This is a genomic window from Psychrilyobacter piezotolerans, from assembly GCF_003391055.1.
GTDB lineage: Bacteria > Fusobacteriota > Fusobacteriia > Fusobacteriales > Fusobacteriaceae > Psychrilyobacter > Psychrilyobacter piezotolerans.
The window spans coordinates 1-23,462 of record NZ_QUAJ01000007.1 but is presented as its reverse complement, the minus strand read 5'-3'; the positions used below and the strand labels follow the sequence as shown (position 1 = coordinate 23,462).

The following is a 23,462-nucleotide window of genomic DNA, read 5'->3' as shown; positions in this document are numbered from 1 at the left end:
TTATAAGTTAATATAATAATTTTTAATCTCTGCCAATAAACCCTGTGCTGTGGAAGTTTTAGCTTCTATCTCTACTTCCAACCCATAGCTTTTGATACTTTTTGTTGTCATCTTCCCTATAGATGCTATCTTTATCTTTGAATCATGTTTTTTATCTCCTAAACTCTCCATATACGCATCTACTGCTGATGAACTTAAAAAAGTAATTAGATCCACTTCTTTTATTTTATCATCTATATCGGTTGTTATCACTTTTTCTGTTTTGAAGATTCTAGCAGCTGTAAAGTTTCTATTGTGCTCTTTGGACCACTCTTGTGTATTAATTGGTGAAATATCCGATGTTATAAATAAGATCTTATCTCCCTCTTCTGTAAAATTAAGGCTTTCCTCTGCCAGTCTTTTCCCCAGATACTCTTCAGGCATAAAGTCAGGTTTGATCCTGTGTTTCAAAAGTTCTTCATAAGTTTTGATCCCTACAACACCTATTTTTTTATCCCCCAGTACACGTACATCATCTAGTTTTTCAAAGAAAGTTTTTACCCCGTTCTGGCTGTTAAATAAGATTGCTTTAGCATCTTTTATATCCAATTCAATATCTAAAGGCTCTATATTGATAAGGGGCAGTACCGTAGCTTTACCGCCTAATTTTTCTATTTCATAGGCAAACTCTACAGATTTTTTATAATCTCTCGTTACCAGTATGTTTTTGCCAAATAATGGTAATTGTTCAAACCAATTAAATTCCGATCTCAGGTTTACTACTTCTCCAATAATTATGATTGCAGGGGGAACAACTTTTTCTTCCTTTGCTATTTCAACAATGGTTTCCAATGTTCCTACCATTACCCTCTGCTTACTGGTGCTGCCTTTTTCTATTATAGCCACAGGAGTTGCAGGAGATTTACCATATTTAATTAAATCACCAGCTATTAAATCTAAATTTTTTATCCCCATCAAGAATACCAGTGTTCCTTCTAATTTAGCAATGGCGTCAAAATTGTGCCAATCTCCCTCTTTTGAAGTATGTCCTGTAAACACATGAAATGAACGGGCTATATTCCTGTGGGTAACCGGTATTCCAGAATAAGATGGTACAGATATAGAAGACGTTATCCCGGGAACTACCTCAAACTCTATCTCAGCTTCATTTAGAGCTAAAATTTCTTCTCCTCCACGACCAAATACAAAGGGGTCTCCTCCCTTTAATCTGGTAACTATCTTTCCTTCTTTCGCCTTTTCTACAATAGTTCTGTTTATCTCGTCCTGGATAACTCCCCCTTCTGTGTTTCCTTTACCAAGATAGATCATTTCACATTCCCTTTGAGCTAAAGATAGTATTTGTGGATTTACCAGCCTGTCATAGACTATACAGTGGGCCTCTTCTACACATCTTTTTCCTTTTAGAGTCAATAACTCTAAATCTCCCGGGCCTGCCCCTACAATATAAACCTTACCCATTTATCTGCCTCCTAATCACATCAGCTAATTCATGTGCTGCATTTTTACTATTACTCTTACACCCTGTGACTTTTCCTTTATATATCTTATCTTTGGTATAATACATTCCCTCTAAGGTTAGTTTATCTCCTGTTAATGTCCCGTGACAGCCCATAGGAGTCGTACATCCTCCCCCGAATATCTTAGAGAATTCTCTTTCTGCTTCTATGACTATGGAAGTTTCAAGATGGTTCATCTTTGATAATAATTCCATAGTTGATGTGTCATTTCCATTACATTGGATGCATAGTGCCCCCTGACCTGGAGCAGGCATAATTCTATCTATTTCAAAAATTTCAGTTGCTAAGTGAGCTAACCCTACTCTTTTTAGTCCTGCATAAGCTAAGATGATCCCATCAAAGTTTTCATTTTTTAATTTTTCTATCCTGGTATGGATATTTCCACGAATAGGCTCTATTACCAGGTCTGGTCTTAGATCTCTTATACTTTCTACCCTCCTGAGACTGCTGGTTCCTATTACGGATCCTGCCGGCAGCTCCATTAAGCTTGCTCCACTTTTAGATATCATTATATCCCTGTTGTCTTCCCTTAGGGGTATAGCTCCTGTAACCAGACCTTCAGGGGGACATTCCGGCATATCTTTCATAGAGTGTACTGCCAGGTGGATTTCTCCTTCCAATAGGGCTTTTTCTATTTCTTTTACAAACATATCTTTTAATGATTTGTTATCCTTATTCCAATTAGTTCTCTGATCCTTGTCTCCACTGGTAATAATCTTTTTTATCACAACATCCAGAGAGTTATCTATTTCTAATAATTTTTTTTTCGTTAGTTCTGCCTGAGCTACTGCTAAGATACTAGCTCTTGTTCCAATAATGATTTGTTTCTGCACCGACTTCTCTCCTTGAATTCAAAATGTTTTATTAATTTATCCAACTGGTCACTTAATAAGTATTCATATTTAGTTATAAGCTTACTTCTATTTGCTTCATTTCCCCTATAAACATCCCACAGATGATCCAGGTTATATAGTTTTATATTCCCATGTTTTTCTATCTCTACATCTATATCTCTAGGTAAGCCCAAATCTAAAAAGATCTTATCTCCCATTGCTCCTAGTCCTTCCATCATTTTGTTTTCCAGGATAGTATGGTGAGCTGCTGTTGCACTTATTATAATTTGTGATTTTTCAATTTCTAAATACCTGTCTTTGAAATCTAAAGCATCTACCTGGTATTCTTTTTGTAATTCTATAACTCTTTTTTTACTTCTATTTGTCATCACAATATTATTAATGTTATTTCTAGTAAATATATTGAGTACAGATACTGCCATCTCTCCTGTTCCAACTATTAAAATCCTCTGATTTTTTAAGTCATCAAAATGACTTTTTATAAATTTTAACGCAATAGCTTCCAAGGATAGAGCATTTTTAGAAATTTGGCTTTTATGTCTGAACTTTTTTCCCAGTTCAATAGCTTTATTAAAAATAACATTCATACTCTTAGTCGTATTTTTTCTTTCTAACTCCTTTAAGTAACTATTTTTTATCTGGGATAAAATGTGATCTTCTCCCTTTATTATAGAGTGAAACCCGCATATTACCTGGAACAGGTATTCTACTCCTGTAATTCCATTTTTCTCTATAGAAAAAACACCTGCATTTAACTCTTTTTTTACCCCTTCTATATCAGCTGTTTCAAGATAGATTTCAATTCTAAGGCAGGTTTCAAGGAGTATATACCCATCGATCTTTCCGATTTCCAATAATCTATCCAAAATCTTTCGTGACCCTTTTTTTACCACTTCTTCTCTTTGAACAAGGGATAAATCTTCATAAGTAACACCTAATACGTAAAAACTATCTAACTGCATCCTCTACACACCTCAAAACCTTTCTGTTGTTTTCCCTGTCTTTTATTGCTAGACGAAAATAACTATTATCTAAATAATTAAAATTACTGGCATTTCTAACCAATACTCCCAATAAAATCATTTTTTCCCTAAACTCTCCTGCTTCCATACCATTTGTCAATTTTACTAATATAAAGTTTGATTCTGTTTTATATGGTTTTATCCCTTCTATCTTACAGAGTTCCTTATACATATATTCTTTTTCTGTTCTTATCCAATTTTCTGATTTTTCTATATATTCACTGTCTTCCAATAAGATCTTGGTTGCTAATTCTGCTATGGCATTTACACTCCAAGGCTCCCTGGATGATTCTATTTTTTCTTTCAGTTCACTATCAAAAGTTATTCCGTATCCTAACCTCAGGCCGGGAATAGCAAAGAACTTTGTCAGAGCTCTGACAATAAATACATTTTCATTTTTATATTCCAGTATAGATTCACTCAAATTGCCTTCTACAAACTCTATAAAAGCTTCGTCCAATAAGATATTAGTATCTTTTGTCAGGCAAAATTTCGCCAGATCATCTAATATATCTTTTTTTATAAATTTACCTGTAGGATTGTTGGGATTGCATACTACCAGCAGATCATAAGTTTCATCCAAGGTTTCCTTTAATCTCGGTATATTTAATATAAAGTCTTCATCTTCCCTCAACTGAAAATATTCAACCTGGCAATTTGTTGATTTTAATGCCCTTTCATACTCTGCAAATGTAGGAGATACTATAAGCACCTTTTTAGGTTTCAAACACTTAGCATATAAGAACATGATCTCTGTAGCTCCGTTCCCCACTACAATGTTATCTATCCCAATACCATTATAATCTGCAATTATTTTTTTCATACTGATATATTCAGGGTCAGGATATTTTTCCAATACACATAGATTATCTGTGATTCCTTTTTTCAATTTATCAGATAATCCAAAGGGGTTGATGTTAGCACTATAGTCCAGTACTTCTACCCCTTTTTCCCTTTTTAATTTATATATGTTACCACCATGTAGTTCCAATATTTATTCACCTCTTTATAGCTTCATTAATTCATAGACCTTAGCATAAGTATCATATAAGTCAGTCCCATCCCTAAAAAGGCTGACCCATACATTAATTTGATATTTTTCTTAATATCCGATAGTTCAAACTCCTTTATCTTATCTCCAATGGTAGGCTTTTCTGCCATCCTTCCAAAATAACTGGTAGTCCCACCGAATTGAACCCCCAGAGCTCCTGCTACAGCTGATTCAGATTGTGCTGAATTCGGGCTGGCGTGATTATATCTGTCTCTGAAAAATACCTTCCATGAATTTTTAAAATCATATCCAAGGAAGAATGCCGATACCGGGATTAAGATTCCTCCCGTTAATCTGGCAGGAATAATGTTTGCCCAGTCATCTACACGGGCTGAAAACCATCCAAAATCTTTATATTTTTCATTTTTATATCCCACCATGGAATCCAGTGTATTTACAGCCTTATATCCCATCCCCAGAGCTACTCCTAACGGCGTAGAGGGTGCAATCAGATACCCAACTGCTATAAAAAACAGCGGCGATATTATACCATCCACTGTATTTTCAGAGATGGTTTCCATTACACTCCTGACTATATCCTTTTCCTGCATATAGTTTGTATCACGGCTGACTAGGTAGGAGAGTTCCTTTCTTGCCAGCTGCATATCTTTTTTCTTCAATATATTAAATACCTTCACTCCCTCAAGAGCCAGGGATCTTGTGGCAAATATAGTGTAGATCAGGTAGATCTCAATTATCTCTAAATAACCCGAAATCAGGTATGTTAGACCTATAGTCAGCCCTACAACTATTAAATTTAATATTATCCCGCCTATTTTTTTATATTTATATAATATTTTTTCTAAAAAAGTGATGACCCTCCCTATTACTACCACTGGGTGCAGTAAACTCCTGGGATCTCCAAATACCAGATCCAGAATAAACCCGATCAATATTATATTTTCAACTCTCATTTAATCGCTCCTATCAGATCATCTATCCCGTTATAAAGGTTTCTATACTGAACTACCGGTCTTTTTAAAACTACCACTCCTACTCCTAAATTCGAAGCTGCCTTTACCTTTTCCAATTCTCCCCCTGCAGCTCCGCTCTCCTTGGTCACAAGGTATTTTATATCATAATTTTCATAGATAGCCTCGTTGAAGGTGGTGTTAAAGGGGCCTTGAAGACCTATTATCTGAGAGGGCCTGAACCCTGCATCCTCACATTTTTTTATGGCATATTCAGTAGGCAGTATCCTGATGTAGATAGATTTTTTATTTTTTAAGTCTTTAAATCTATGGATATTATTACTTCCTAAGGTAAGGAGGATATTCCCCCTTACTCCCTCTAAAAAATTAATTAACTCCTCTAAATCATAAAAACTGTTTTCTTTTTTATATTCCAACATCCTTCTTTCATATCTATAGTAGGGCACCCCTAAAATTGTCGATAATTTTAGTAAATTATTAGAAATCTCAATGGCATAAGGGTGGGTGGCATCTACTATCCGGCTTATATTCATCTCATAAGCCAGTTTTTCAAGGCCTTCTAGATCAAGCTTTGCCACCCTGACTTCTAAATCCAGATGGGAGATCAGCTGACCTCCGTATTCTGTGGCTGTAGTCACGATGATCTTATGTTTATCCCTTAACAGCCTTTCAGCTATTATCCTGGAATCTTTAGTCCCTCCGGCAAGTAAGATCAAAGTTTGTATCCCCTAGGTGTTATCATCTTGCCGTTTTTTACATAGGTTTTGGAATTTCCTACTATTACCACAGTGAACATGTTGATCTCATGATCCAGCATATCCCCCAATGTAGTTATCACATACTCTTCCCCGTCTCTTTTCGCATTTCTTACTATTGCCACAGGGGTGTCTTTACTCTTATGTCTTAACATGATCTCCCTTGCTTCTACAATTTGAGTAGTCCTGGAAAAACTCTTAGGATTGTAGTATGAAATTACAAAATCACCCTGGGAAGCTAAATCTATCCTCTTTGTTATTAAATCCCAGTCGGTCAACAGATCACTCAAACTAATTGTTGCGTGGTCGTGCATTATAGGAGCTCCCACAACACTTGCCCCGGCATTGGAAGCTGTAATTCCCGGAACTACTTCTACCTCAATGTCACTGTCTAAAGCTACTTCCAGCATGATTCCTGCCATCCCGTAGACTCCAGATTCACCGCTGCTGATTAAAGCTATGGTTTTTCCACTTTGAGCCAGCTTCAATGTTTCATTACATCTGTCTATCTCTTTTTTCATAGCAGATCTGATTAGTTCCTTTTCCGGAAACATCTCTTCTACCAATGAAATATATGTTTTATGTCCAATTAATATATCCGATTTATTCATAGAATCAAAGGCTTTAAAACTCATATTATCCTTATTCCCAGGCCCCATTCCAACTACATATATTTTTCCTTTTTCCATAATATGTTCTCCTCCAAGTTTATTACTCATTATAATATTTTACTTTTCTTTAAAACCCTATTTTGACGCTAACAACAATCGTGTATTACTCACTAAGACAATCTATCAACACAGAGATACACAGAGATTTAAACTAGAGTTTCACGGAGTTTTCTTTTTCTAGGTGTTATCTTAACTTAGTCGCCTTTTTTAATTTTGAAGGCGATGCTGCTTTAACGATGATTATCCTACTAAGAGCGATATACAGATTAAGTTCCACAGTGAAACGAGGACTGTAGCCCGTAAACTCGTAGCTATTTTATCCCTACCCTAAAGCCATTTTCAAAATTTCTGCTTTTTCTCAAAATTCTTAGCTTATGAAATAAGCATTAGTTATTTTGGTGATGACCCTTGCGGTCACTTTCCTCTATTTCTTTTTCAGATAAAAAGAAATAGAGTCCGTTAAGGGTGACACCCTTAGGAAGGAAGAGGGTCTACTCCTCCTCATATATAGATACTGTCATACCCTTATATATTTTTTTCTCCGTTATAAATTTACCATTTTTATTGCTGGACAGATAAGCTGCAGGAGCAGATACACACCTCACTCCTATGGTTTTTTCTACAAAATCAGAACCTTCATAGTTATCCTGGACAGGTTTTATCTGCTCCCTATCTATAACTATCAATTCTTTGCCTAATTTCTCACAAACTTCTAATAGTCCAGTCTCATCTGCTTTTACATCTACAGTAGCAAGATGTTTTATACTATCCATATGCAGGTTGAACTCTTTCATAGTTAATTCTATACCCTTTGATATAGTTTCAGCAGGTGTACCCCTTCTGCACCCGATCCCCAATATTATGTTTCTGGGAATTATCTGGGTTATCTTAAGATCCAGCCTGTTGGACACAGCCACTATTCCTGCTATGTCTTTTTTTATATTCTTCTCTTGATCTCCAGGATAAAAAGAGTCTAGGCTTACTACCATATTCTTAGGTAATCTTAGTTCCACCCTTTCCCCGTTGACTATAAGAGCGGTTAGATCTTTGGCACTCTCAAGATTCCTCAGGTGTGCCTTTAACTTCATAGCTATAGTGTCTACTGCTATACTTCCAGATACATCAGAAGCTGTGGAAATAACAGGAAGTCCCCCTATATTTTCTGCTATGAGGGAAGCTAATTCATTAGCTCCTCCCAGATGACCGGAAAGCAACGATACGACAAAGTTTCCATCTTCATCACTTGTAATTACAGCAGGGTCTACATCCTTACTTTTCAGTAGGGGTGCTATGGTCCTCACCACTATTCCGCTTGCCATGATAAAATATAAACTGTCATAGCAATCAAATATCCTGGATACCGTATCTTTAAAGCCTTTATCCATAGGTATAGTTTTATCATCACTATATTTTGATAAGGCAAATACATCTATGGTTTTAAATCTATCTGTAGGAGTGAGCAGTTCTTTTATCTCGACCCCTTTTTTCATGGCCTTTTTAGTCAGTGTGATAACAGCTAATCTCATAAAAATCTCCCTACTGTAAATAATTTTTTTCATTTCTCCAAAAAACTACACTTCCCCCCACTTATATTAAGAGGGGGAAACAAAGGGGGCGTTAAGTCTCTATTTTATTCCTTCCCTGTATTCATGGGTAAAATGCTTATCATATAATTTTGACTTTGAATATTCATCCCCCATAAACCTTCCCACTAAAATTTGAGCTGTTTTTGTGATATTTGCCTCTTCTACCTTTTCTGCTATATTTTCCAGTGTTCCCATTACTATCTTCTGATCTTCCCAGGTAGCTCTCTGGATTACTGCTACCGGTGTATCCAACTCATAGTGGGATAACAGCTGAGATACCACCTTGTCTATCATCTGTACCGATAAGAAGATTGCCATAGATGTCTTGTGAGAAGCCAGCAGTTCTAACTTTTCTAATTCCGGAACCGGTGTTCTTCCCTCCATCCTTGTACAGATAACAGTTTGAGATACATCTGGAAGGGTAAACTCTTTTTTTATAGCTGCAGCTGATGCCAGGAAAGAACTTACCCCTGGGATAACTTCAAATTCTATGTTGTGGCTGGCTAATATATCCATTTGTTCCCTGTGGGCCCCATAGATAGCAGGATCTCCTGTATGTACCCTGGCTACCATCTTACCGTCATTTATAGCTTTTACCGTTACCTCTATTACTTCATCTAAATTCATAGAAGCACTGTTGTATACCTCTGCTCCTTCCTTATGACACTCTATAACCTGTCTCGGTACCAATGATCCTGCATAGATGATTACATCGGCTTCTTTTACCAGTCTTTGTCCCTTTACTGTGATTAATTCCGGATCTCCAGGGCCTGCTCCTATGAAAAATACTTTTGCCATTGTCTCACACCGCCCTTTTTAAGTAATATCGTTGAAAAATATGAGATATCATCACGGGTGATATCTTCTAAATCATAAAATATTTTTTCCGAATCTTTTCCGCAGTTAGAAATTAAAACTACATTTTCCATATTATTTGTTTCTCTAAAAGCCTCTTTTAATCTTTCTAAATTTCTGGTAACCTTCATAAAGACTAAATTATCCGCTGACTCTATCTCTTTTACCAGATCTGTTTCCTTCGCAATAGGGATAACTTTTAATGTTTCATCTCCCATAAGTAAAGGTGTTCTCAGTCTTGAAGTTATAGAAGCAAATGAAGTAATCCCGGGGATAGACTCTACTTCTATCTCATCCTCTAATAGTTCCATTGCATACACGAATGTACTGAGGGTCATAGGATCTCCAATAGTTATAAACGCTATATTTTTCCCCTCTTTTACCAATCTATTTACAATCTTTGAATATTCCAATCTATCATCTTCACGTATTTTATCGTTATCTACAGTTGTAAAGTCCAAAAATACCTTCTCAATATCTTCCTTCATGTATTCTTTTGCAATCTCAAATGCTGTACTATAGTTTTTTGTATTTGCACGGGGTAAAATCACTACATCTGATTCTCCCAAAGCTCTTACAGCTTTCATTGTTAACATTTCCGGATCTCCTACACCTACACCTATTCCATATAATTTTGCCATTTTTTATTTACTCCTTTTGGCCGATATAATATATATCGGGTTTTCACCCATCATCATATTGTATCTACCTATTTTTTTATTTCTTGCTATATTTATATTAATTACTTCTATCTCACAAAATTTCAGCTTTTCCAATCCCTTCACAGCATCACTCAGACTTTCCAAGGTTATGGTATTTATAACTACCTTTGCATTATCCCCGGAATGACAAAGAAACCATTCCAATATGGTTTCTAAGTTCCCCTTAGATCCCCCTATAAACATCCTGTCTACACAGATATCAGGAATATCAACTGGAGCTAATCCCTCTACAAGTTCATAATTTGCTGTATTAAATTTTTCCAGATTCTGCCTGATCACTTCTATTCCATCAGGATTTACCTCTATTCCAAAGACCTTACCTTTGGGCATAAAGTTAGCAGCCTCTATACCCACACTGCCGGATCCTGCTCCTACATCGATTAGGACACTATCCTCTTTCAAATCTAACTTTGCTATGGATATACACCTGACTTCCTGCTTAGTCATAGGTACTTTTCCCCGTATAAATTCTTTATCTTCTATATGAACCATTGTCTTCTCCCTTTTCCTGTTATCCTGCCTCTATGGCTCCTCCTTCATTAGGATGGAGTATCGGGTATTACGATCACTACATTTATATCAAAGATGATCTTTAGATCCGCCATCTCTTCTAAACTCATTGTTGTTATTCTTTCATCATCATAACTCAGTCTTTCTCCTACAAAAATAGTCCCTCTTATCTGATTTTCCAATAAATTTTGGGCAATTACCTGGGGAGTAGTTTTATTATCTGTGAGGAGCCCTGCTTTTTTCCCTTCTTTTACAGGGGTAAGGTAATCGCAGTTCCTTCCGTGGACACTGCCTATAAAGGTATCTTCATAGGAGTAGCCTACTGCAGAAAACATATATTGCATGGAGGAGATTCCCGGAATGATATTTAGTTCTTTTATTTCAAAATGTTTTTTCATAAAGGGAACCATACTGTAAAACCCTGAATCCCCGGAAACTATAAGAGAAATTCTCCTGTCTCTGTTCTCTTTCATATAGAGAGATAACTGGTCTAAATACCTGTCTATATACCGCAGTTCTTTTCCTTCTGCCAAAGTCCCTAAAGATTCTATATTTCTCCTGCCGCCGATCAATATCTCGGATTTTTTTATACATTCTTTAGTAATGGGAAGGATATATTTTTTATTCCCGGGGCCCAGCCCCAGTATATTAATTTTTTCCATAATTATTCTCCATATAGTTATTTACCATAGTATTAAATCCATCTGTTCTGGCTAACTCCCCATGATCAAAGGAAAAAGTTAACACCTCCACCTCTATTTCATCAAAAACTCTACCCTCACATTTCTGCTTGATTTTTTCTGCAATTATTTTATTGGTGTCCTTTAACTTCAGATAGGATAAACCTTCTTCTGTAGTATTAGCTTCTATGATTTTGATTACATCTTCCGGAGTTTCTCCGGCTAATAGGGCATTGGCTCCTAAGATTTCCATTCTGGCATCGGATACCTTTGAATGGGTATGAAATATCCCCCCGGCTACCTTGATGAGTTTTCCTATATGTCCCACTAAGACTATTTTTTTATATCCCAAGACTTTTATATTGTCCAGGATAAACCCCATAAAATTACTGATAATCAGTATCTTTTCAGGTTCTATCCCCAGTTTTTCCACCAGGAATTTCTTCCCATAGTTCCCGGGAGTAATAATTACTGTGTCTTCAGAGAACTCCTCCAGCAGCATCTTTAATTCTACGACTATGGAATCTTTGAAGGCTTCCTCCGACATGGGTTTTACTATCCCGGTTGTACCTAAGATAGAAATCCCCCCTAAGATCCCTAATTTAGGATTAAAGGTCTTTTTTCCTATTTCAACCCCCATTGGAACATCTATGGTAATTTCTATCTTTTTTCCTTGAGGCAGGATCTTTTCTACCTCATAAAATATAGTCCGGACAGGTACAGGATTTATTGCTGGTTTTCCTATGGCTACCTGGAGCCCCTTTTTAGTAATTTTTCCTACACCTGTTCCGCCCCGTAGGGAAACACTCTTTTTTTCATTGATAAAGTTATCTCCCCTGTCTTCTATTTCTTCATCCTCTGAAACTTCCCTGACAGTGGCAAAGATCTCTATCTTATCGGTAGCATCGGGGTCATCTCCCCCATCTTTTATGATACTGGTTTTCACATATCTGGAGTTATCTTTAGTCCCTGTTTCGATACTGTTTATATCCAGATTTAAATCCCATCCCTTGGGAGTTTCTATCTCTATGGTGGATATATCTTCCCTTTGAAAATATATCTCCACTGCACCTTTACATGCTCCTGCTGCAGTTGAACCGGTAGTGTATCCATACCTCATCTTTTTGCCATCTTGGACTGTATATTTATCTAATTTCATCTTAAAATTATTCTCCTAAAAATCCTTTTCTGTCATACATATCGTACAAAATTCCGTGGAATGTAGCTACTGCAACTGTACTTCCACCCTTTCTACCCCTGGTTACAATATAAGGGATGTTTAGTTCTCTCAGTCTTTCTTTGGAATCCTCAGCGCCTACAAATCCAACCGGTACTCCAACTACAAGATCTGGCCTGTATCCTTTTTCAACTGCTTCCATCAATGTGAATAGAGCTGTAGGAGCATTTCCGATCAAAAATATTTTTGTTTTCTCGTCTTTTATTGCTTTTTCCATCCCCACTATAGAACGGGTCAGTCCCCTTTCCTTTGCTTCTATAACTACTTCATCATCTGAAACCAGACAATAGGCACCGACACCCCATTTTTCCATTGTTTTTTTACTGAGGCCGTTTACAATCATATTGGTGTCACAGTAGATCCTGCTCCCCTCTTCAATGGCTTTTTTTCCGCTTTCTATTGCGTCTTCTGATATCTCAACTATATCTGCATATTCAAAATCGGCAGTGGTGTGGATCAGTCTTTTTACTATCTTTAATTCATCTTCTGTAAATTTTTTTACTTTTTCTCCTAATTCCTCGGTAATTATCTCAAAACTCTTATTTTCAATTGCCATAGGCTTTTTTACATAACTCATTTTATCCCCCTGTTAAAAATATTTTGGATATACAATATGTCCAATTTCTTTTATTCCGTCCAATAGTCCGTTTGTTGGTCTCGACACATCATATTCATCTATTATATAGATTTCCCCTTCCCTTATTGCCCTTATTGCCTTATAGCCAGGTGCTTTTTTTATTATATCTACAGTGGGCCTGTTCATTGCTCCATATTGTGCTAAATATACATCGATCTCTTCACCCCTGCTGAGCAATAACTCTTTGGGAAAATCAGCTACACTGGATCCTTTTTTTGCAGGAACAGCATCGTAGGCTATATTATCTATATCCAATACCCCTAAAATATAAGCCGGTATCCCTTCTAACGAGGTTGTCTGGTTGGTCTTATGTCTGGCCTCGAAGAACACTGTTTTTCTCTCTTGAACAGGTATGGAATCTGCTTTTGCCCTTAACTCTGCCAGATTCATATGAAAGTCATCTGTATATTGAATAGCTTCCTTTTCATGTCCGCTCAATCTACCCAATGTCAGCCAATAGTTATCCAACTCCTCAAACTTTGTAGGTTTTATAGTGACTACAGTTAAGTTTGCATTTTTCAACGACCTTATTAACCCGCTGAACCTGTCCCTGATCATGGGTCTTATCAGGATTAAATCCGGTTTTGCAGATAGAAACTTTTCTACACTGTCCTTATAGGAGAATACCTCTATCCCCAGATCTGCACTGCTTTTATCCACTCCTACCAGATTTTCTTTCCCCCCTATATTTATCAATACATCCGTATGAGCTCCATAGAGGGAGATAATTCTTGTATGAGGTTTGCTTAAATTTACTACTTTGCCGGATTCACTTAGCAGCTCTTTATTAGAAGTAAAGGACAGCTGTGTTATAAAAATAAAGACAGATAATAATTTTATTGTTTTAATCACTCTAATCATCTCCTAATTTTGGAAATACAAATGTATTCTTTTCCGTTTTATATTTCTCCCACCCTATTTTAAATACTTCTTCCAGCGCCTTTGAATTAAGTACCTCCTGGGTTTTCCCGCTTGTTACAATCCTTCCCTTCTCCAATAAGAGGATTTCATCACAATAAAGTGTAGCTAAATTAAAGTCGTGAAATACTCCTATAACCATGGTTTGTTCCTCTTCCACTCTTTTTCTTACAAGGCTCAGTAAGGTATGGGAATAGTAAGGATCCAAATTAGAGGTTGACTCGTCTAAGAATAAGATTGGTGTTGTCTGAATCAGAGCCTTTCCAAATATAACCCTCTGTTCCTCCCCGCCGCTGAGGGCAGTTATTTCTTTATCTAAAAATTCTTCTAAGCCTATCTCTTTTATCACCCTGTCGATAACCTCATAATCTGATTTTTGTAAACTGAAAAACTTTTTCTTATAGGGATACCTTCCCATCTCCAGTATATCGGAGACAGAAAAAGGAAATACTATATCAAATTTTTGCGGTACTATTGCAATTTTTTTTGCTAACTTCAAAGGGGAATATTCCTTTAATTCCTTATTTTCTATATAAATCTCAGAATCTGGAGCATTTTTATACCCGCTTAAAACATCCAAAAATGTAGTCTTTCCGCTTCCATTTGGGCCTAAGATCCCGTAAAATTTACCCTTTTCAAACTTAAAAGACAGGTTATCCAAAATTTGAGTTCCGTCTATAGAATAATTTATTTTCTTTATATCTATCATCTCAGACTTCCTCCTCCCATCTTTTTCCTAAAAATCAGCGCAAAGAACGGTGCTCCCAGCAGTGATGTGATTACTCCTACAGGAATATCATTTGGCAATACTACCCGGACTACATTATCTGCAGCTCCCATAATGACCCCGCCCCATATGGCACAGCCTATAACCAGCTTTTTATTGTCCGTTCCCAGAATAAACCGCAGAAGATGGGGAACTACCAATCCTACAAATCCTATTATCCCGCAGGTGGAAACTGCCACAGCCGACAAGATAGAGCTGACAACCAGCAATATCCTCCTGATCTTACTGGGGTTTATCCCCAAAGAGATAGCACTTTTTTCTCCTAAGGCTAAGATATTTAAATCTTCTGCATAATAGCAGAAAAATATGAATCCAAAGACCCATACTGCACTTAAAATACCCACTTCCATCCAGGATTTCCCGGTAAAGCTTCCAAGGAGCCAAAATATAATGGCTCCTACACCTTCATCAGCTAAATATTTTAAAAAACTCAGTCCTGCAGAAAAGAAAGCTCCTATTATTATCCCTCCTAATATTATAGAAGTGGGATTCATCTTCCTTTCAAAAGAACCCATCTGAATAACAACTGTCAGACAGAGGATTGCAAATATAAATGAAACTATATGTGTACTGAAAATTCCAAAAATTGTTATATTTAAGACTATAGCCAGCGCCGCACCAAATGATGCACCGCTGGAGATTCCCAATGTATATGGATCAGCCAGGGGGTTTAATAAAACCCCCTGAAACACCAATCCGCACATGGATAAAATTGAACCTATTAAGATCGAAGTGAGAATCCTCGGTAACCTCACTTCATGGATAATATACCAGTTAGGAGCTCCCTCCCCGCCTTTGATACTCTCCACCACTTCCTTCAATGGAATTTTTATATATCCCATTTGAAGGTAGAAGAATATTGAAAGGATTAATAGTATTATTCCAATTGTCGTCCATAATTTAAAATGTTTTTTCATAGATTAAAGGGGCTGCTTCCCATTTGCATATTCTTTCTTTTTGGCTAACATATTTTCTTCCTCATGAGTCAACCCGAATTCTGCATGTTCAACAAATATCTTCCTGATTTCCTTATTTTCCCCCAATCCAACCAGGTGAGCTTTTACAGTAAATCCATTTTTTTCTAACTCTTCCTTCATATCCACAGCAATATCATTGTTTGCATGATCTCCTGCTACGATCATAAACGGATATAATTCTACTTTTTTTATTTTAGCTTTCTTTAAACCCGCAATGACGTCATCCAATGCAGGATACCCTTCTACAGTTCCTAAAAATGCATTTTTAACCCCTTCACCGTGGAATACATGCTCCAGCATGGAATAAGCAGAGTTCCCAGGATGGTGGGTACCATGTCCGATAAATACCACAGCTTCATCTTTCTTTAAATTTTTATAAGTCGGCTTTAGTGCCTTAACAACCTCTTTATAATCCTCTACACTGGTAAGTAACGGAGTACTTACTTTTAGTACTTTAAAGTCTCCCTTATAGCTTTCTACTTCCGTTTTTAATGTTTCAGATTCAATAGCGTTCATAATATGGGTCCCCTGCACCAATACATGGGTATACCCGTCTTTTTTTAATTTCTTCAATGCTTCACTGGGGTTATCATAGGTAATCCCCTCATTTTCTTTGATTCTTCTCATAATTATTCTGGATGTAAAAGCAGTAACTACTTTAAAATCAGGATAATCAGCTTTAAATTCTTTCTCCAATGCACCTATAGTTTTTTCCCTTGTTTCAGGAAAAGTTGTTCCAAAACTCACCAGCAATATTGCTTTCTTCTCCCCCTTTTTCAGATCAAAATCATTTGATTTTGCTCCATTCGCAAATAAAGAGATCCCCATTGCCAACATTACCAACACCACTAACATTTTTTTCATTTTTTCTCCTCCTAAATTTAATTTTGAGAATAAAAACAACATGACGTTGCATCCAGGTAAGCATAATCCATGTTTTTCTAAACTTTTAAATAATAAAAAAGGCCCCTAAAACTTAGAGACCTAAAACATTTTATATACCAAAATACAAATGTCTACATCCTCGTCCTCGCAAGTTCGTAAAAATAATCTGGCAGGTCTCCTGACTTGACTTTACCCTACTCATAGCCCTTCCCGAATCACTTCAGTGGTATGCTATTTTCGTCCGTCTTACAGTGGCGGGACCGTGTAGGATTTTCACCCACTTCCCTTTTAATCGATACAAATCGAACCAAGATTATATTTTATTAAATTGTTACTGAATTTATACCATGTTTACTTTTTTTTTACAATATATTTCTTTTAACTTAACATTAATTTTATTGATTATAAATTAATTTTTTTTAATGAATTTCAAATACTTTTGACCCCGACTAAAATCTGACTGATACACGAGTATTAACTTTTTAATTAAATCTAATTTAATCAAAAAAGTTAAATGTGTTCCACCAATCCACACCAATTAAAGCCTATAAAACCTCATCACTAAGAAATAAGATAAAGAGGCTCACAAAGTATTTTTTCTTGATTTTAAACCTAGAAATTAATCTTCGTGTACCTCTGTGTTCTCTTTTCTTTGTGCTGAATCTATGTTGAATACCGTAATTCACGGTTAATGTCTTAGTTTTTTATCAGTTCTTCTCATCATCTTGAGAGCTTCTTATTAGTTAATTCTCTACCGGTAAAGTTTAGCATAGGATCCCTTTAATTTTAATAACTCTTCATGGGTTCCCGTCTCCACTACACCATCTTTATCCATAACCACAATTCTGTCGGAATTAATAATGGTGGACAGCCTGTGAGCTATAGTTATGGTGGTCCTGTCTTTAGATAATGTCATGAGGGCTTCCTGGATGAGTTTTTCCGTAATATTATCCAACGATGCCGTAGCTTCATCCAAGATTAAGATCTTAGGATTTTTTAAAAATATCCTGGCTATAGATATCCTTTGTTTTTGTCCTCCTGAAAGTTTTACCCCCCTTTCTCCTACCAGGGTATCAAATCCCTTTGGCAGGCTACTTATAAACTCATATATATTAGCTTTTTTAGATGCTTCTATTAATTCATCTCTCGTTGCACCCAGCTTACCGTACCCTATATTCTCCCCTATAGTTCCTCCAAATAAAAATGCCTCCTGGGGCACAATACCTATATTTTCCCGGAGGGAACTCAACTTTATCTTACTTATCTCCTTTCCATCTATGGTGATACTTCCAGAATCAATGTCATAAAATCTTGGAATCAGATTTGAAATAGTTGATTTCCCTACACCACTGGATCCGACTATGGCTATACTTTCCCCAGATTTTATTTTTAAATTGAATTTATTCAAAATCAGTGATTGGTCTTTATCTAATTCTTCAGATGATTTATTATAGGAAAACTTTACATCTTTTAGCTCTATATTCCCATTTATTTCCTTTAAAATCAATGGATTTTCTATATCTTTAATCTGCGGAATTATTTCCATCATCCCCTGAAATCTCCTATATCCTGCCATTCCTTTTTGATAACTCTGGACTAAGATCATCATCTTTCTGATAGGCTCCATAAATCTATAGCAGTATAGTAAAAAACTAATTAAAATACCATAGGTCAACTCCCCGTGCATTATTAAATAACCACCATAAAATACCACTATAAACTGCATAAGGTTCATAAATATATGGATTCCCGAAAAGAAAACAGCAGTGGTTCTATAAGTTTCTTTTTTAGCTTCTTGAAATTCCTGGTTTTTTTTCTCAAATTTATCTATTTCATGATTTTCATTGTTGAATAATTTTACTATCCTGACTCCGCCGATACTTTCTTCCGCACAGGAATTTATACCCGCTATCTTTATCCTGGTCTTCCCAAATGCCAGTTTCATCTTCCATTTTTGAGTGACAGCAAAATATATCATGAATGGAAGAACCGAAAATATAACCAGGGTCAATTTTACATTTAAGGTGACCATCAGTATAAATGCTCCTACCAGCCTGATTACAGCAATAAACAGGTCTATGGGTCCATGGTTGGCTAACTGCGATATTTCACCCAGGTCATTGACCAGTTTTGACATAATTACCCCCGTCTTGTTGTTGTCAAAATAACTAAAGGATAATTTTTGAATATGGGTAAACAGTTCTTTTCTCATCTGGGTCTCTATCTTAATTCCTAAAATATTTCCATAGTACAGCTGATAATAGCTGACTGCATATCTCAGCAGATACATGACTATCAATCCGCCGGAGATATAATAAAATGTTTTTAAGTCCTTTGCCGGGATTATTTTATCTATCATTATTTGAATTATTTTTGGAAAAGCCAAATCCAGCAGGGCCAGTAAAACAGCACACATTAATGTAAATATTAATAGTTTGATATAACATTTGTAGTATTTTATAAATGATCTTAATTCTTTCATTTTAGCTCCTATGTTTTAAATTTTATATTATATTATTATCGGTCTTTTATGAAATGGATTATATACAATTTTAAAATCATCTTATCATATCTTTTAAAATAAAACTATATCCTTCCTTTTTGAGATAAAAAAAAAGGAGAAAATTCTCCCTAAAATTTTTCTGATCTTACATGGAGTCCCTCTGGCAAATACATTATCATACTTTGTCATTGTATAATAACTTCAAAGGCACTATAGATCTTTGATGTTATGGATTTCTTTATCTCATCAACTTAAAAAAGAAGGGTTTAGCGGCAGAGGTGTCCTCTGTTTCTTTTCTGTTTTATTCTTATACATACTTTCATCTATTCTTTTTATGACTTCATCTAAACTCATCTTTTTGTCCTTAGAAAATTCCAATAGGCCATAACTAAATTCTATATCCAGTTTTGACCTTAGATCGATAAGGACTCGCTTTTCAAAGAATATTTCAACATCTTCCTTGTGCTTATTTGGGAAAGCTGCTATGAACTCATCTCCTTCCACCCTGAAGATGTGATCCTCCTGACGTAGATTTAATTTTAATATCGATGAAAATTCTTTCAGGTATCTGTCTCCCTCTTTATGCCCAAAATTATCATTGATTTTTTTAAAATCATCTATATCTAAGTAACAGATAGTCAAGCTGTGCCCTTGTTTAATCTCATCCGATAGGAAGCTATATGCAGCTCTTCTGTTGAATAAACCAGTAAGTTCGTCTGTCATCACCTGATTTTTAAGTACTTTCTCTATTTTTTCCCTCTTGTGGATTTCCTTCAATAAATTAAAATTAGAATCCTGTAACTTTTTAGTTCTTTCCTTGACTATTTCTTCCAGATTCCAATATCTTGATTTTAGATTATTAACCATGATATTAAAGTCGTTAGCCAGTTCTCCTATTTCATCATTTTTATCTAAGGTTATTTTATGGTCAAAATTCTTCTTAGATATTTCCCTTGTACTTTTTTTCAATATACCCAGAGGTTTTATCAACTGGATGTGGATGAAAATTCCAAGCGCTATGAAAAAAAACAATATTATCAAGAGAGTTATAATAAGTTTTTTCTGCATGTTCTTATTTGTTTTTTCTATGGATTTGTTTACATCTGATTCCAGTAAGCGAACATTGCTATCCACCATCTTGAGTATATTGTTATAAGTCTTCATACTGTTCTCTGTTTCTGCCAGGATTGTTTCCTGAAATAAAAGAACCTCCGATATGGTCTGGGAGATTTTATGGTATTCTTTTGTATGAGCTATGAGATTGGATGTTGTGGCAACTTTTCTCAGGGTATAAATGGCCTGTTGCCAACGATCAAAATGTTTTTGGTCTCGATATTGGAAGATGGCCTCCTTACTATTATATATGACCTCACCCAGCACCTTTGTTTCATTGTAGTTTTCACCTTTATAAACAATATCCCTCATCACATGTCTTGTGGATTTCTCTTTTTTATAGGTCTCTGAAAAATCTAGATTCAGCTTGAGATTTTCTTTGTGAAGGGATAAGATTTTGTTTTCTAGCACTTCTAAGTCATTTACACCTTTAAAAACGTCTGTTTTTTTTAGTTCCTTATCTATTATTTTTAATTTTTGTTCTTCTTGCATGAACTTTTGGTAATCATCAATGAGCAAAAGACTTTTTATAAAGTCTCTCCTCTGGTAAAGACTTGTTACCGATTCTTTTTGTTGCATATAGTTTTTATTTATTTTTTGTGTTTCCAATGAGACCTGATAAAAGTTAAATCCAACTAAGGTCAAAATGAAACTGAAAATAAAGAATACAGATAAAAATTTCTTTTTTAATGACATATTCCCTCTCCTTTTGTTATATTGTTAAAGCATTGTTATAGTGTAACCCTAGCTACTCTCAATTAAAATTTTATATTATTCTATACTGGAATACTAAAGTTTTCCTTTTTTCAATAAATACAAGAAATATGCTAACGCCTAATTCACCCTCCTTCCCCAATCTTAGGAGTTTTTTTTGTATTATTCATAGCTGCCAATGAAAAAAATTACCAAATTGATAGGAAATTAAAATTATTACAGTAATTGTATTATATTAATTTAAAAATAAACTGCAATGGAGGAAAAATAATGAATGGAAAAATTTTAAACAGTTATAGTTCAAAAGTTGTTTTTGCATTAATGGTTGTCTCAATTATTCCGCTGTTTATCTATCTACAGTCAAATAACCTTATGGTTAAAAATTACTTCTCAGTCCTGGAAAATAAAAATGTCGAATCCCGTATAGATCATGCTGATAAAATACTACAGAGCGAACTAGAGGATCTAATTATAATCGCCAAAGACTATGCCGCGTGGGATGACACCTATGAGATTATGGCTGAGGAAGACCCAGACATGGATTGGGTAAAGGAAAACATCTCCGAGTGGATCCCATCCAACTTTGGCATGGATTTTCTGTTGCTTACTAGAAACGATATGACCATTGTCGATGCCTATGGTCTTGAGGAAGGGGGAGATCAGGAGTTATTCAACAAGTCTGAGGTTAGAGATATATTGAACGGAAAATATGATGATTCCATAGGGTATAAGAAGGGGGAGTTTCCAAATGGAATAACCATGTTTAACGGCAAGCCATATATACTCTCGGTTACCCCTGTTCTTACGTCGGATTTTGAAGGTCCATCTCGGGGTGCTCTGATACTGGGAAGGGAAATATCACCTGCAATGCTTCAAAACATAAAGGAGAAATTCGGATACGATATCTCTATAGGCTTAAACAACAAATTGATTTCAACCCCTGAAACCCAGATAGTAGCAGATAAATTTTCAGACCTTCTCTTGAAAAATGAGAAAAAAATCATAAAAATTAATGATCATGATATCGTCGGTCAGAAGATAATTCCCGATATTTCCGGCTTATACAAGATCAGACTTTATATTTTTGATTCCAGATATGTTTTTGTATCTACATTAAAATTACTAAAAACAAATGGAAATATCGTTATGTTTTTTAGTGTCGGGCTGATACTTTTACTGAGTTACATTTTAAAAAATGTAATAGTAAATCCCATAATTTCCCTGCAAAAACAGCTGGTAGACATGAATCAATTTAACACTCTTGAATATATCGATATAAAAGGGGCAACTGAAATAAAAAGTATGGCACAATCCTTTAATACCCTGGTAGAGAATCTCACTGTCAAAGAACACGAAAACAGGGTCCTCAAACAGCAAAACCATACCGATGAACTCACTTCATTATACAACCACAGGCATTTTCACCAGACAATGAAACATAAAATAAATTCAGAGATTAGTTCCATCTCAATTATCTTTCTGGATATAGACAAATTTAAAGTTGTTAACGACCTCCATGGACATGTTGTCGGTGATAGAATATTAAAAACTATAGGTGAAATCCTAAATACCTACGTGCCAGAGAACTTACATGCGTTCCGGTATGGTGGAGAGGAATTTGTCGTCATAGCAGAAAACTACACCTTGAATGAAACTTATCTTTTGGCAGAAAAACTAAGGTCTGAGATAGTTAAATCCAATGCACTTCAAAATCAATGTGACGGCTTACCAATAACAGTCAGCGTGGGACTAGCTTCGTGCCCAGAGCACACAAAAAATCCTCTTGAACTCCTAAACAAGGCTGACAGAGCTATGTATTTTGCAAAACAAAACGGGAGAAATCAAACTTATATCTATAATAAAAATATCGAGAATTTTCTCAAGGAAAATAATAAAGGTTTCAGGCAGAAAGAGGTTCTCCTTGATTCAGCCCTGGCTTTTGCAGCGGCAATAGATGCCAAAGACAAGTATACTGGAAAACATTCTGAAATGGTAACCAAATTCTCCCTTCTTCTTGCAGAAAAACTTGGTTTATCAAAAGAGGATAAATATGTTCTGAGGATAGGCGCTCTCCTTCATGACTGCGGTAAGATAGGGATACCCGATTATATTATCGGGAAGACAGCTAAGCTTACTTCGGAGGAATATGAGATAATAAAAACTCATCCTGTACTTGGGAATACTATCTTGAAATATATTATAAATGATGAAACCGTTATGTCCTGTGTAAGAAACCACCACGAAAAATGGGACGGCAGCGGTTACCCAGATGGTCTGTCAAGAGAAGAAATCTCTTTACATGCAAGAATAGTTACTTTGGCAGACTCTTTTCATGCCATGGTTTCACAAAGACCTTATAGAAATGCTCTTTCCATTGATACAGCTATCGAGGAATTAAGAAAAAATAGCGGGACTCAGTTCGATCCTTCACTGGTTGAAATATTTATCCAGTCGGTTCAGGAATCCTACGAGGTCTAAAGATAAATCATAGTTTTATAAAAAAAGAGGCTTGACCCAAAAGGGTCAAGCCTCTTTT

Annotated in this window: 21 protein-coding genes and 1 riboswitch; of the genes, 1 reads left to right on the top strand and 20 read right to left on the bottom strand. The window is 35.8% G+C overall.

Features of this window, described 5'->3' with window-relative positions:
* The 20 genes from cobA to DYH56_RS05215 all read right to left on the bottom strand — a co-directional run bounded on the left by cobA (position 1) and on the right by DYH56_RS05215 (position 20,908).
* On the bottom strand, positions 1–1,458 hold the full coding sequence (cobA, locus tag DYH56_RS05310) for a uroporphyrinogen-III C-methyltransferase (protein WP_114641829.1): 1,458 nt from the start codon (positions 1,456–1,458) through the stop codon (positions 1–3).
* Entirely contained in the window at positions 1,451–2,350 is a 900-nt protein-coding gene (gene hemC, locus DYH56_RS05305; RefSeq protein ID WP_114641828.1) for a hydroxymethylbilane synthase, read from the bottom strand. Before hemC ends, cobA begins: the two co-directional genes overlap by 8 nt.
* Positions 2,308–3,333: an NAD(P)-binding domain-containing protein gene (locus tag DYH56_RS05300; RefSeq protein ID WP_114641827.1), complete on the bottom strand. Its 1,026-nt coding sequence runs from the start codon at positions 3,331–3,333 to the stop codon at positions 2,308–2,310. Before DYH56_RS05300 ends, hemC begins: the two co-directional genes overlap by 43 nt.
* Positions 3,320–4,384 (bottom strand): threonine-phosphate decarboxylase CobD, encoded by a 1,065-nt coding sequence (cobD, locus tag DYH56_RS05295; protein WP_114641826.1) that lies wholly within the window; start codon positions 4,382–4,384, stop codon positions 3,320–3,322. The genes DYH56_RS05300 and cobD overlap by 14 nt, the downstream gene beginning before the upstream one ends.
* Positions 4,385–4,410: 26 nt before the next feature.
* A complete protein-coding gene (cbiB, locus tag DYH56_RS05290; RefSeq protein WP_114641825.1) occupies positions 4,411–5,358 on the bottom strand; it encodes an adenosylcobinamide-phosphate synthase CbiB in 948 nt (315 codons plus the stop codon).
* Positions 5,355–6,092, bottom strand: coding sequence for a precorrin-6A reductase (gene cobK, locus DYH56_RS05285; RefSeq protein ID WP_158539062.1), 738 nt, complete (start codon positions 6,090–6,092; stop codon positions 5,355–5,357). Before cobK ends, cbiB begins: the two co-directional genes overlap by 4 nt.
* A complete protein-coding gene (gene cobJ / locus DYH56_RS05280) occupies positions 6,089–6,820 on the bottom strand; it encodes a precorrin-3B C(17)-methyltransferase (RefSeq protein WP_199532976.1) in 732 nt (243 codons plus the stop codon). Before cobJ ends, cobK begins: the two co-directional genes overlap by 4 nt.
* Before the next feature lie 473 nt (positions 6,821–7,293).
* Complete coding sequence (gene cbiG, locus DYH56_RS05275; protein WP_114641823.1) at positions 7,294–8,328, bottom strand: cobalt-precorrin 5A hydrolase; 1,035 nt, start codon at positions 8,326–8,328, stop codon at positions 7,294–7,296.
* 99 nt (positions 8,329–8,427) lie between these two features.
* Positions 8,428–9,186 carry a precorrin-4 C(11)-methyltransferase gene (gene cobM, locus DYH56_RS05270; protein ID WP_114641822.1) on the bottom strand — a complete coding sequence of 253 codons (759 nt, stop codon included), beginning with the start codon at positions 9,184–9,186 and terminating at the stop codon, positions 8,428–8,430.
* Complete coding sequence (gene cobI, locus DYH56_RS05265; RefSeq protein ID WP_114641821.1) at positions 9,165–9,884, bottom strand: precorrin-2 C(20)-methyltransferase; 720 nt, start codon at positions 9,882–9,884, stop codon at positions 9,165–9,167. Before cobI ends, cobM begins: the two co-directional genes overlap by 22 nt.
* Before the next feature lie 3 nt (positions 9,885–9,887).
* On the bottom strand, positions 9,888–10,457 hold the full coding sequence (cbiT, locus tag DYH56_RS05260) for a precorrin-6Y C5,15-methyltransferase (decarboxylating) subunit CbiT (RefSeq protein WP_114641820.1): 570 nt from the start codon (positions 10,455–10,457) through the stop codon (positions 9,888–9,890).
* Between the two features lie 47 nt (positions 10,458–10,504).
* On the bottom strand, positions 10,505–11,137 hold the full coding sequence (gene cbiE / locus DYH56_RS05255) for a precorrin-6y C5,15-methyltransferase (decarboxylating) subunit CbiE (RefSeq protein ID WP_114641819.1): 633 nt from the start codon (positions 11,135–11,137) through the stop codon (positions 10,505–10,507).
* Positions 11,124–12,314 (bottom strand): cobalt-precorrin-5B (C(1))-methyltransferase CbiD, encoded by a 1,191-nt coding sequence (cbiD, locus tag DYH56_RS05250; protein WP_114641818.1) that lies wholly within the window; start codon positions 12,312–12,314, stop codon positions 11,124–11,126. The genes cbiE and cbiD overlap by 14 nt, the downstream gene beginning before the upstream one ends.
* Positions 12,315–12,321: 7 nt before the next feature.
* Complete coding sequence (locus DYH56_RS05245; RefSeq protein ID WP_114641817.1) at positions 12,322–12,969, bottom strand: precorrin-8X methylmutase; 648 nt, start codon at positions 12,967–12,969, stop codon at positions 12,322–12,324.
* 12 nt (positions 12,970–12,981) lie between these two features.
* On the bottom strand, positions 12,982–13,881 hold the full coding sequence (locus DYH56_RS05240; RefSeq protein ID WP_158539061.1) for an ABC transporter substrate-binding protein: 900 nt from the start codon (positions 13,879–13,881) through the stop codon (positions 12,982–12,984).
* Position 13,882: 1 nt separating this feature from the next.
* The gene (locus DYH56_RS05235) at positions 13,883–14,656 is read right to left on the bottom strand and encodes an ABC transporter ATP-binding protein (RefSeq protein ID WP_114641815.1); all 774 of its coding nucleotides are present in this window, start codon (positions 14,654–14,656) and stop codon (positions 13,883–13,885) included.
* Complete coding sequence (locus tag DYH56_RS05230; RefSeq protein WP_114641814.1) at positions 14,653–15,651, bottom strand: FecCD family ABC transporter permease; 999 nt, start codon at positions 15,649–15,651, stop codon at positions 14,653–14,655. The genes DYH56_RS05235 and DYH56_RS05230 overlap by 4 nt, the downstream gene beginning before the upstream one ends.
* Before the next feature lie 3 nt (positions 15,652–15,654).
* Positions 15,655–16,575, bottom strand: a complete 921-nt coding sequence (locus tag DYH56_RS05225) for a sirohydrochlorin cobaltochelatase (RefSeq protein ID WP_114641813.1) — start codon at positions 16,573–16,575, stop codon at positions 15,655–15,657.
* Positions 16,576–16,747: 172 nt separating this feature from the next.
* Positions 16,748–16,924: riboswitch (cobalamin riboswitch) on the bottom strand.
* A gap of 423 nt (positions 16,925–17,347) precedes the next feature.
* Positions 17,348–19,078 carry an ABC transporter ATP-binding protein gene (locus DYH56_RS05220; protein WP_114641812.1) on the bottom strand — a complete coding sequence of 577 codons (1,731 nt, stop codon included), beginning with the start codon at positions 19,076–19,078 and terminating at the stop codon, positions 17,348–17,350.
* Between the two features lie 267 nt (positions 19,079–19,345).
* Entirely contained in the window at positions 19,346–20,908 is a 1,563-nt protein-coding gene (locus DYH56_RS05215) for a GGDEF domain-containing protein (protein WP_114641811.1), read from the bottom strand.
* Positions 20,909–21,196: 288 nt separating this feature from the next.
* On the opposite strand from DYH56_RS05215, the gene DYH56_RS05210 reads away from it, so the two are divergent.
* Entirely contained in the window at positions 21,197–23,404 is a 2,208-nt protein-coding gene (locus DYH56_RS05210; protein WP_114641810.1) for a diguanylate cyclase, read from the top strand.
* Positions 23,405–23,462 lie beyond the last annotated feature (58 nt).